The 12,585-nt window shown below is 35.1% G+C and carries 9 protein-coding genes; all 9 read left to right on the top strand.

All coding sequences use genetic code 11. The annotated features are described in order from the left end of the window. Positions 1-6: 6 nt before the first annotated feature. The 9 genes from I589_RS09205 (at position 7) to I589_RS09165 (ending at position 12,548) form a co-directional block, all read left to right on the top strand. Entirely contained in the window at positions 7-396 is a 390-nt protein-coding gene (locus I589_RS09205) for a conjugal transfer protein (RefSeq protein ID WP_010767719.1), read from the top strand. Continuing rightward, positions 380-2,830, top strand: coding sequence for a conjugal transfer ATPase TcpF (gene tcpF, locus I589_RS09200; protein ID WP_211215222.1), 2,451 nt, complete (start codon positions 380-382; stop codon positions 2,828-2,830). Before I589_RS09205 ends, tcpF begins: the two co-directional genes overlap by 17 nt. Before the next feature lie 4 nt (positions 2,831-2,834). Then, positions 2,835-4,949 carry a CD3337/EF1877 family mobilome membrane protein gene (locus tag I589_RS09195; protein ID WP_010767721.1) on the top strand — a complete coding sequence of 705 codons (2,115 nt, stop codon included), beginning with the start codon at positions 2,835-2,837 and terminating at the stop codon, positions 4,947-4,949. Continuing rightward, a complete protein-coding gene (locus I589_RS09190) occupies positions 4,946-5,950 on the top strand; it encodes a bifunctional lytic transglycosylase/C40 family peptidase (protein WP_010767722.1) in 1,005 nt (334 codons plus the stop codon). Before I589_RS09195 ends, I589_RS09190 begins: the two co-directional genes overlap by 4 nt. A 16-nt stretch (positions 5,951-5,966) precedes the next feature. Then, positions 5,967-6,881 (top strand): conjugal transfer protein, encoded by a 915-nt coding sequence (locus I589_RS09185; protein WP_010767723.1) that lies wholly within the window; start codon positions 5,967-5,969, stop codon positions 6,879-6,881. Positions 6,882-7,728: 847 nt separating this feature from the next. Then, the gene (locus I589_RS17850) at positions 7,729-9,828 is read left to right on the top strand and encodes a BspA family leucine-rich repeat surface protein (RefSeq protein WP_010767724.1); all 2,100 of its coding nucleotides are present in this window, start codon (positions 7,729-7,731) and stop codon (positions 9,826-9,828) included. A gap of 478 nt (positions 9,829-10,306) precedes the next feature. Then, positions 10,307-11,008, top strand: a complete 702-nt coding sequence (locus tag I589_RS09175) for a WxL domain-containing protein (RefSeq protein WP_010767725.1) — start codon at positions 10,307-10,309, stop codon at positions 11,006-11,008. A 129-nt stretch (positions 11,009-11,137) separates the two neighbouring features. Next, on the top strand, positions 11,138-12,166 hold the full coding sequence (locus tag I589_RS09170; RefSeq protein ID WP_010767726.1) for a WxLIP family cell surface protein: 1,029 nt from the start codon (positions 11,138-11,140) through the stop codon (positions 12,164-12,166). 1 nt (position 12,167) lies between these two features. Further along, positions 12,168-12,548, top strand: coding sequence for an LPXTG cell wall anchor domain-containing protein (locus tag I589_RS09165; RefSeq protein WP_010767727.1), 381 nt, complete (start codon positions 12,168-12,170; stop codon positions 12,546-12,548). Positions 12,549-12,585: the final 37 nt, after the last annotated feature.

Raw genomic sequence — 12,585 nt, 5'->3', positions numbered from 1 at the left:
GAGTCAATGAAAAAAATAAAAAGCTATACTAGTATCTGGGCAGTTGAAAAAGTCATTTACGCGATAAATGACTTTCAGCTGCCTTTTCCTGTGACCTTTAATCAAATGGCATGGTTTGTTTTATCCTTGCTATTGGTCATTGTATTTGCACATGTGCCTCCACTATCTATGATAGAGGGGGCATTTTTAAAATACTTAGGCATACCGGTGGCAGTTACATGGTTTATGTCACAAAAGACCTTTGATGGAAAGAAGCCATTGGGATTTTTGCGATCCTTTGTCAGTTATCATTTACGATTTAAGGTCACTTTTGCTGGAAAGAAAGTCAAGGAACAGAAAAAACGATGGGATGAACCCATCACCTTGGTAAGGAGTGTAAATTATGTATCCAATTAAGTATATTGAAAATAATCTCGTCTTTAATCATGAGGGAGAATGTTTTGCCTATTATGAACTAGTACCTTACAATTACTCTTTTTTATCCCCTGAACAGAAATATCAAGTTCATGATAATTTTCGCCAATTGATTGCACAAAATCGTGAAGGAAAGATTCATGCTTTACAAGTTGCCACAGAAAGTAGTGTTCGAGCTACTCAAGAACGATCGAAAAAAGAAATTAAGGGGAGGCTTAAAGAAGTTGCAAAACAACGGGTTGATATGCAGACAAATGCTTTAGTGTCCATGATTGGCGATAGTCAAATTGATTATCGCTTTTTTATTGGCTTCAAGTTGATTGCTACTGATGAAGAAGTAAATTTAAAAAGTCTCAAAAAAACTTTCTTTTCTGGATTTCAAGATTTTGTCTATGGGGTCAATCACCATTTAATGGGGGATTTCGTTTCGTTATCTAATGAAGAAATCCACAGGTATACCAAGCTTGAAAAATTGATGAAAAGTAAATTAACCCGTAGATTCAAAGTCCGACGAGTAACACCCAGTGATCTTACTTACTTGATTGAACATATTTATGGAGAGAAAGGGACACCATTTGAAGAATACGAGTTTCAGTTACCGAAGAAAAAATTGAAATCAGAAGCCTTGGTGAAGCGGTACGATTTGATACGCCCCAGTCGTTGTTTGATTGAGGAAAAGGCAAGATATTTACGGATGGAACATGAAAACTATCAGTCGTATGTAGCCTATATGACGATCAACATGATTGTTAGTGAAATGGAGTTTCCATCTTCTGAACTATTTTATTATCAGCAACAACAGTTTACATTCCCAATTGATACGAGTATGAATGTGGAAATTGTGACGAATAAAAAGGCCTTAGCTACTGTCAGAAATAAGAAAAAGGAACTCAAAGATTTAGACAATCATGCTTACCAATCTAATAATGATACAAATTCAAACGTCTTAGATGCCTTGGACTCAGTCGATGAATTAGAGACCACATTGGATCAGTCTAAAGAGTCTATGTACAAATTAAGTTATGTGGTTCGTATCAGCGGGGAATCATTGGATGAATTAAAACGCCGTTGTGATGAAGTCCTAGATTTTTACGATGATACCAATGTTAAATTAGTTCGACCTTTTGGCGATATGATGGGGTTACATGAGGAGTTTTTGCCAGCTAGTAAACGGTATATGAATGATTATATCCAATATGTTACTTCTGATTTCTTGGCCGGACTTGGTTTTGGAGAAACTCAAATGTTAGGAGAATTGGAGGGCATTTACTTTGGCTACAATGTAGACACTGGGCGCAATGTTTACCTCAAACCAGCATTGGCTTCACAAGGAGTAAAAGGGTCAGTTACAAACGCACTAGCCGCAGCTTTTCTTGGTTCGCTCGGTGGTGGGAAATCCTTTAGTAACAATCTCTTAGTTTACTACGCAGTACTTTTCGGTGGTCAAGCTGTGATTGTTGATCCAAAAGGCGAGCGTGGTGGCTGGAAAGAAACTTTGCCAGAAATTATGGATGAAATCAATATCTTGAATCTAACGAGCAAGCCAGAAAATCAAGGCTTGCTTGATCCTTATGTAATTATGAAAAAAAAGAAAGATTCCGAGAGTTTAGCCATCGATCTACTCACTTTCTTAACAGGTATTTCAAGTCGAGATGGAGAGAAGTTTCCAGTTTTACGGAAAGCCATTCGAACGGTTACTCAAAGTAAACAGCGAGGGTTATTACAAGTAATAACCGAGCTACGAAACGATGGCACTACAGTGGCGGAAAATATTGCCGATCATATTGAATCTTTTACTGATTATGATTTTGCTCAGTTGCTCTTTTCAGATGGTTCGATTAAACAGTCTATTAGCTTAGACAAACAGTTGAATATTATTCAGGTGGCGGATCTGGTCTTACCAGATGCAGAAACGACTTTTGAAGAATATACGACAATGGAATTACTTAGTGTTTCCATGTTAATTGTTATTTCGACTTTTGCCTTAGATTTTATTCATAGTAATAGAGAGGTCTTTAAAATCGTTGATTTGGATGAAGCTTGGAGTTTCTTGCAGGTTGCTCAAGGAAAGACTTTATCAAATAAATTAGTCAGAGCCGGTCGAGCGATGAATGCTGGTGTTTATTTTGTTACTCAAAATAGTGACGATTTACTAGATGAACGATTGAAAAACAACATTGGTTTGAAGTTTGCCTTTCGCAGTACCGATATTCATGAAATCAAGAAAACTCTCGAATTCTTTGGTTTAGATCAAGAAGATGAAAGTAACCAGAAGCGTTTACGAGATTTGGAAAATGGGCAATGCCTGATGCAAGATTTGTACGGTCGTGTTGGCGTGATACAAGTTCATCCAGTATTTGAAGACCTCTTCCGTGCTTTCGACACGCGTCCACCTGTCCATGAGAGAATGGAGTGAGCGAATGAAAAAGAAACTTTTTCGAATCATTGGAATTGTTTTTGTTTGTCTATTCTCGCTCATCGTTCTAATAAGTTTAATCGGTACGGTAGCGGAAGCTACAGGGCTTGTAGATGACAAGGTTCAAGCTGGAAATATTTACTCTCAATATTCTTTGAATAACTATCAGCTCGATTTTTTTGTAGACAGTTCTTGGGATTGGTTACCTTGGAATTGGGGGGATGGTCTAGGAAAAAGCGTAATGTTTGGATTATATGCTATTACAAATTTTATTTGGACTGTTAGTTTGTTTTTGTCAAATGCGACGGGATATGTGGTACAGGAGGCTTATAAGTTAGACTTCATATCAGATACGGCAGAAAGTATCGGAAAGAACATCCAAATATTAGCAGGAATTACCGAAAATGGTCTTCAAACTTCCGGTTTTTATTTTGGTTTTCTCTTATTGATGATTTTAACTTTAGGAGTTTATGTTGCCTATACAGGTTTACTCAAACGGGAAACTACTAGAGCCGTTCGAGCGGTGATTAATTTTGTGATGATTTTTCTACTCTCAGGTTCATTTATCGCTTTTGCACCCACTTATATCACGAAAATCAATGAATTTAGCTCAGATGTCAGTGAAGCAGCTCTCACATTAGGAACTAAGATTGTGGGACCCAACTCTGAAATCGAGGGGAAAGATAGTGTTGATTTGATTAGGGATAGCCTATTTTCGATTCAAGTCCAACAGCCATGGCTATTGTTGCAATTTGCTGATTCTAACATCGAAGAAATCGGTGAAGATCGGGTAAATAAGATTTTATCTGTGAGCCCTGATAAAAATAAGGGAAAAGATCGGGAGGAAGCGGTCAAAGTAGAAATTGAAGATAATGACAATGCAAATCTGAGCATCACGAAGACCATGGACCGATTAGGAACTGTGGTTTTTTTGGTGTTATTCAATATTGGGATATCGTTCTTTGTCTTTCTACTAACGGGGATTATGTTGTTTTCTCAAATTCTTTTCATTATTTTTGCGATGTTTCTGCCAATCAGCCTCTTATTATCTATGTTGCCCACATATGAAAGTTTGGGGAAGAAGGCGGTTATTCGCTTATTTAATACAATCATGATGCGCGCGGGGATTACGTTAGTTATTACAACGGCTTTTAGTATTTCAACAATGTTTTTCAATATCTCGGCTACTTATCCTTTCTTTATGGTAGCTTTCCTCCAAATCGTGACCTTTGCCGGTATCTATTTCAAATTAAGTGACATTATGAATATGTTCAATCTCCAAAGTAATGATAGTCAGTCAATGGGTAGACGTGTCATGCAGAAACCTCAAATGTTGATGAATCGTAAATTGCGACAACTCAATCGAAATGTAGGTCGAACTTTGACCTTTGGCGGAGGTGCAACCGCAGCTAATAAACCGGCAGCTAGTCCTTCGAAGGGAAAACGTTCAAAAAAGGCTGATTTATATAATCGAACGAACCAATCAATACAAGACAACAAAGAGTCAAGCTCTGACCTGGAAAAACAAAATCATACATTCGGTAATAGAAAATCATCACGAATAAATTCAGCGGGTAGAAAAGTTGGAAAGGTACTTGATTCAAAATCTATGGTAAATGACAAATTAAAACAAACGAAAGACCAAGTAACCGATATGCCAACGAATTTGAAATACAATCTTTATAAAGGAATTGAGATGACGAAAAAGGCACCAAGAGAATTCAAGCGTGGGCTTGTGGAGGAGAAAAAAGAGCGAGAGGAACAACGAGAATATCAACACCAAAAAAGGCATAAAAACATGGATGAAAAACGCAAGATGCTGGTTACTCCGAAAGCTACTTCATCGAATCGTCGAACCAATGTTTCAGTTAGTTCACTCGTAAATTCGAAACAACGCCCTTCAATTAATCAACACCAAATAGAAATGAGCGCTCAAAAAGACATTGGTTCACAGTCTAAACAAAGAATTCACCAGCAAAACACTAACCCGCAAGTAAAAAGAAAGTTAACGAATACGCGATTGTTGAAACAACACTCCACTCTAACAAAAAACGGGAGTCTTCATTATCAAAAGAAAGTTGTAAAACGTCCTAAGGTAAAGCAAGGTGATTCAACATGACAATTAAGAGACTTGGTACGATTACATTTTCTATATTAGTGGTTTCGTTTATGGGTATCTTGATGTGTGTCGGTTTATTGTTTGGTGAGGATAATGTGGGGATCGGTGACTCGGAATCTACTGGTGGGATTAGTGTTTCAGAAGAAGTTTTGAAGCATCGTTCACTTGTAGAGAAGTACGCTAAGGAGTCGGGGATTTTAGAATATGTTCCGATTCTTTTGGCGATTATCCAAGTTGAATCAGGTGGAACATCGGAAGATGTGATGCAAAGTTCTGAATCAGTGGGTTTACCGCCTAACTCATTGAGTACTGAAGCGTCAATCAAACAAGGGTGTATTTACTTTGCTTCCTTGGTTAAACGAGCAAAAGGTTTAGGTTGTGATCAAGATGGTATCATTCAAGCCTACAACTATGGTGGCAGCTACTTAGACTATGTCTCAAAAAACGGGAAAAAACATGGTTTGTCTTTAGCAGAATCCTTTGCAAAAGAAAAGTCAGGTGGACAAAAAGTTGATTATTCTAATCCAATTGCTATTAAATCAAATGGGGGCTGGCGCTATAACTATGGGAATATGTTCTATTCTTCATTGGTGAAGCAATATCTGACTAAAACAAAATTTGATGATAAAACTGTTCAAGGGATTTTTGATGAAGCTTTTAAGTATGAAGGCACTGCGTATGTATTTGGTGGGTCAAGCCCAGCAACGGGGTTTGACTGTAGCGGATTAACCCAATGGTGTTATGCAAAAGTCGGTCTAAAACTTCCACGAGTTGCTCAGGATCAGTATGATGCCATGACTCATATCGATCTAAAAGATGCAAAGCCGGGAGATTTAGTTTTTTTTCATTCAACCTACGATGCAGGAACTTATGTAACTCATGTGGGTATTTATGCGGGAGACAATCGAATGTTCCATGCGGGAAATCCAGTGGGATGGGCCGATCTGACAGAAATATATTGGCAGCAGCATATTATTGGGGCAGCGCAGTATAAACTATAGAGAAGAGGAATGCAAAATGAAGATAAAAATTGAGCGAAGTAAGAGAGAAAAGGCTCTAAAAAAGAAAAAAGAACGCGTTGTTTCAGTAGGAAAACATCGGAAAAGGGTGCTTGCTCTTTGGATTCTACTATTTTGTAGTTTGATTTTTGGAATCTACAAAAATTTTACTGCCATTGATCAGCATACTACTCACGAAAAGGTAGTAATAAAAGAAAAAGTGCTGAACACTTCAGGAATTGAAAATTTTACTATAGATTTTGCTAAGGAGTATTTTTCGTGGAAGAATAATGAACTAGATATTGAGAAAAGAATGAGTGATTTAACACAGTATCTAACAGAAGAAGGGAGTACTTTAAGCCAAGATATGATTCGAGCAGATATCCCGACTAGTTCTGAGGTAGAGTCAGTAAAAATTTTAGATGTAGAAAAAAAATCAGATGAATTCACTATTTCTTTTTCAATAAGTCAAAGAATCGATGAAGGAAAAAGAAATCAAATGATAAATACAGTTTACCGTGTCACAGCTTATGATGATAAGAAAGGTGGATATATCATAACTAGTTTACCCACTATGATTGGAAAACAGTCAAAAGCCAAATATGAAGGAAAACACTTAGAAAGTGATTCTACTATTGATGCTAAAAGGGTGGAGGAAATGACTGGGTTTTTAGAAACATTCTTCATGCTTTATCCAACAGCTTCAGAAAAGGAGTTGCGGTACTATATTGATCATGATGTTTTGAATCCGATTAATTACAATCTTAAATTCAAAGAAATTGTTTCTCCCATTTATCATGAAAAAGGAAAATCAATTCAAGCGACACTTGTAGTGAAGTATATTGACGATATCACGAAGACCATTTCTAGTTTTCAATATACTTTGGTCCTGCAAAAAGATAAGAATTGGAAAATTATTGATAACAAAAGTTAAATAGAAATCGTTTAGAATAGTGTGATAGTTGATGCTTTTTTCGTTGAGGTTTAAATGTTCATATCCAGAGATAGGTACTTACGATTATATATAATCAAATAATAGGGGAGGAAGCAGTGATCACGTCATTCATTCATTAATTCAAGATAGATTTTAATACTTTACTTAATAATAGTTCAAATTGATTAAATGCTATCGAATGAAAAAGGTTAAGATGATATCCTGAAATAAGCTGGGTTTATGAGAACAAAGTAGAATTAGTTTTCATGCTACGAAAGTAGGCACTAGTTTGATTACTTATTGGCCCATAATGGAGATTTCTGAAATGGTTATCCTCTTTTTTTTTACTTGAAAAATATTGGATATCCTAAAGGTACTTTTTTTAATAGAATTTAATTGGGAAGTATATAGGCGAAATAGGGAATAATCTGAATTATCGAGATTATTCCCTATTTTGTTTTTCATTTTAACTCGGAAGAGATAATTTCAAAATGATTATTTATTTTTTTACCAGTCTAAAAGAAACGGATAAAAACTACCGTTGTTTTGCTATATCCTAAACAAAATAGAAAAGGCTGAACTTTCAAATTTTTAACTTATATAGGGGACAATTTGAGTTTAATTAAATGAAACTTGTATTAGCTGTATTTCTGATTGTTCTTTTCAATAAAGGGATGCAGAGATGCAGTTAGTTAATTCTGTACGACATTTTCTAACTTTATTACTACTTAACATTTCTATTTTATAAAAACTTAGAAGACAAAAGCTATATGGTAACTGATTCACTTTAATCGATCTATTTGCGTACAATTATGACCAATTGGAAAGGGTAAGGAGTTGATTAATCATGCGAGTAAAGAAGCCTTTATGTATGTTAACCATATTGATAGCAATAAGTGGTCATCTTGTTTTAACGCAATCTGATAAAGCTCAAGCTAATGTATCAGGTTCTTCAAGTGATAGCCTAGATGAAATCATAGATATTCCATCGTTAGAATCAGATGTACTAAAGCAATCAACGGAAAGTTCCAAACAGACTGATAGTAAAATGGAAGAGGAAACTACTAGTAGTGAGACAAACTCATCAAGCCAAAAAAGTTCTAACAAGATACAAGAAAATTATTCAGATGAAAAACAAACGAATGAAAAAGTAGTCGATGCTGGTTGGACATATGTTTTACAAGATGGTTATGCGTATATAATTAGTTCAGATGCTAGTGGCAATGTTGAAGTGCCTGATACTTTAGGTGGAAAACCTATCCGGTTTAAAACTCTTGATTATTCGGTATTTAATAATTATCAAAACATAACTAGTTTCAAAGTCAGTGCGCCCTTATTAGTGGATTCTATCACATTTCAAGCTTGGAATAATTTAGAAAGCGTTGACTTAAATCTAATAAGTGTTGGGAATAATTCTACAGCTCGCTTGTTTGAGGGTTGTAATCAATTAAGGAGTATTAATCTAAATAATTTTGATACATCAAATATTACTAATATGAGCTATATGTTTGCTGGCTGTATCAATCTTACTAGTTTGAATGTATCAAAATTTGAAACCGGGAATGTCATCGATATGAGTTCGATGTTTCTTGATTGTAATAGCTTGACTAACTTGAATGTAGCGAACTGGGATACATCTAAAGCGGTTAGTATGGCAGGTATGTTTAAGTTTTGTTACGACCTTGCCCGCATAGATTTATCGAACTGGGATACTTCTAAAGTCACCAATATGGTTGATATGTTTTATAACTGTAATAGCTTGGTCGGTTTAAATGTGTCAAATTGGGATACTTCAAGGGTTGTTAATATGGAAGGATTATTTGCCGCCTGTATTAGCCTTCGTAGTATAAATGTAACGAACTGGGACACATCCAATGTTACTGATATGTCTAACATGTTTTCTTATTGTTACGCTCTAACTAGTTTAGATTTATCGAATTTTAACACAATGAAGGTTACTGATATGAGCTATATGTTTGACTCTTGTCCTAATTTTATTAGTTTAAATGCATTAAATTGGAATACGTCCAACGTTATCAATATGAAAGGAATGTTTAGGGAAAAAGCAGATAGTCCTGACCAAATTTTAAATATACAAACAAATGATCAGAATCTGCTCACTTATAATTATGCAGAAGATCGACGATTCCCTTATGGACCTAAATTTGATCCTGATGGTGGAATATTTCCTGATGGAACCTCCACAACTAAGTCTTACTTTTCAAAGGTCGCTATGACTCCTAATGAATATCAGAATAAAATTACTTTGTCTTCCTTCAGGGAGTATATAAAAGGTATCGAACCAACTAAAGAAATGAATAACTTCTCAGTTTGGACAAATACTCCAGGGAAAAATTTTGACAAGATTACGAATGTTTTGGATGAAATACACACGACTTATATAGCTAATTGGCATCCTATAATAACCCCAAATATCCCTGATGGAAGCACATCACCGGATAGTGTGTCCCCTCTAAGCAGACTTGGAATAGCCTATTATCCAACAATACTGACGATTCCAAAAACTGAGTTGAATGAATCCGGCGAACAAATTATACCTATCCAAACAACAAGTTTGCACATTGGTGTGAAAGATCAATCAGCTTTTACATCTTGGACTCTACGGGCTCAGGTAAGATGGGATAAAGATGATTTAAGTGGTAGTTCAATCTTAAGTAATAATGAAGGAAAAGTGTGTAAGAACGAAAATAACGGAATTGATCCATTTAGAGAAGAGGATTTAAAAGACACATCCGAAGTAATTGGTGAACCACATCTTTCGATTAACGAGATGGAATCATTAATCATGAGTGCCCAAAATGATAAAAGAGTTGGCGTTTATGATTACTCTCTAGGTAAATTAACTTTGATTATTCCAGAAGTAAAATATGTAGAACCAAATCAGTACAGTGGAACTATCCAATGGAACTTGGTATCAGCACCATAGAAATTATTCATAAAAATAATTTTTTACCTACAGTTAGTATGTTGCCGAATAGGAGGAATATAAGGCCGCTTAATTTAGAACTAAGATTCCATTTTAGGGCTCTTTGTAAAATAGTATTAAGAGAGTGAAATCAGTAGAATAATACAAAACGGCTAGGCAGTTCTTTTGTCTAGTCGTTTGTTCGTCTTTGGTTTGGCATTTCTAAAATATTTCCCTTTAACTTATGAGCGAAGAGTAAAGGTAAATAAGCTATGTACTTTGCTAACTATAAAAAGGATTTCAAATAGTTCAAGTATGAAGATGCTTCCATAATAACTTTTTCTAACTAGAGGAGACAAATTTGATTATTCATTTTTTTACAAAGCGTAAAAAAGTGAATAAATCTGATTCTCATTTTAGCGTATTCTTTTTGAAGGCAGGTGTTTATACAAAATACTAAAAAGTAAAAATTATCAACAGGGAAAAAGGAGATTGAATTATGAAAAAACTATTCATGCCAATGATTACTACAGCAATTTTAGCTACATGCACTTTAGGAACTACATCTGTATTTGCAGCAGATGGAACCCCTGACCCAAGTACTGCTGAAACTCCAGTAACTGCCGAACTGGAGTTGAAAGATGCTGGTCCAATAACCCCACCTATTGATCCAAGTGATCCAAATAATCCAGGAGAAGATCTTACTCCAATAACAGGTCATTTTGGAATTGCCTATATTCCTAAGCCTTTAAGTGCGACTTCAAAATTAGAAAATACGGGTCAACAAACGATAGCTTTGAAGAATACGATAGGTAAGAATAAGTGCAATGTTGGGATCAGAGATACTTTACGTAAAAAAAATAAATGGGTATTGTCTGCTCAGCTTACATGGAGCGGAGCAAATGCTTCATTCATGGACGGTACAACTATCACTGGTGAAAATGGTCAAGCGATGGAGAATATTGCTGGGGTCTTAGGAAATATCCAAAATGGTGAAGTATCTACAAGCGCAACTTCTCTTAGCATTAGTAATACGCCTACAAATGTACTAGAAACGGTTGATGGAAAACAAACTAACGGAATTTATAACTATGGATTTGAAAATCCATCATTAGTAATTCCTGCTACTGAAAAAGTTCCTGCAGGTTCCTATTCAGGTAACATTACATGGAACTTAGCTGCGACACCTGTAACACCATAACTTCTTTACTTCTTAGAAGGGAAACAACCTGTTTTCCTTCTAAACTATTCTTATTTCAAGATTTTACCTGCCAGAAATAAGAATAGTTTAGAAAGAAAAATAGCAATGATAGAGAGGTGAATAAAATAAATGAAACGATTGTTGTTGACGGTCGTCATTTTTTTTAGTTTGAGTTTAACTATTAGCAATACCACTTATGCGGAAGAGACCTCTGAGGAATCAGCAGGCGGTTATACAATTGAAGGGATTCCTAATTCTCATCAAATAGATCCAGATTCTGGATATTTTGATCTATACGAGGTTCCCGGTGAAAAAGACCATTTGAAGTTAAAAATATTGAATCAATCGAATCAGGAAAAAGAAATGTCAATAAAAGTTACGAACGGGAATACTAATTCCAATGGGTTAATAGATTATACAGGTGAATTAAAAGACCACCCATCATTAAAAATTCCTCTCAACTCTATATTAAAAACGGCTGACGATACTGTAATCGTAAAACCGAATAGTGAAAAAGAAGTAACATTGAATTTAACTATGCCAGAAAACCAATTTGAAGGAATTATACTTGGAGGCATTCAAGTTTCTGATATCACGCAGTCATCAAACTCGTCAAACACAACTTCTATTAACAATAAATATGTATACACTCTTGGTGTCGTCCTGAAAAATGACCCCAAAGTTGAGACTTTCAAAAACATATCTATCGTATTAGAAAATATACAGAGTGAATTATTTTACGGTAAGAAAGTAGTGCAGGTTAACTTGCTGAATGAAAATCCTTATATTTTAGGTAAAGCTACAGTTCAGGGCACTATTACTGATGAAAAAACAAAGAAAATAGTTCAAGAACAAAAAAATGAAAATGTATCAATTGCTCCTAACTCGATTTATCCTTTCCAGTTCGATTGGAAGAAAGAAGAAATAAAACCCGGAAATTATTTATTCAGAGGGGTAGTTAAAACAAAAGACAATAAATGGGAATTTTCTAAGAAATTTACGATTACAAGGGAACAAGCCGGCAATATGAATAAAAAAACGGTGTTTAAAATTTTTATTCCATATTGGGTTCGATTTTGTTCTGTATTCTTTTTAGTCCTGGTGCTTATGACAAGTTCTTGGATAATTTATCGCGGGCTTAGAAAAGAGGTATCTTAATATGAAGTTTAAAAAACTGAGAAAACTCGATATTCTAATATCTATTTTTCTCTGCATAGTCTACGTTTTATCTTTCTTTAATAGTACCTCCATATATGCAGCTGAAAGTAATAATACCTATGTAAATAATGAAAAGACAGAAATAAAAATTGTTCTTGAAAAAGCAATTTCACCTGGGATATTACCTGGAGAAGGTGAATCGGCTGAAAAAAATAAGACTGATTCTCGAGATTCTATACAGAAGAGCCATCTAACTACAAACACAGCTCTTTTTCCAAAAACTGGGTCTAAGAAAAATAACTGGTTTTTTATTGGAACAATTTTTTTAATAACTGTATTTTTGTATGTAAGTTTGAATCAAAAGCATAGGGAGGGATTCTGATGTATTATACTCCGATGTTTCTAATATTGTTGGGTAT

Origin of the sequence: Enterococcus phoeniculicola ATCC BAA-412, assembly GCF_000407505.1 — a bacterium.
GTDB classification, from domain to species: Bacteria; Bacillota; Bacilli; order Lactobacillales; family Enterococcaceae; genus Enterococcus_K; species Enterococcus_K phoeniculicola.
Note: the sequence above shows the minus strand (reverse complement) of the source record. Positions and strands in the feature narration are given on the sequence as shown.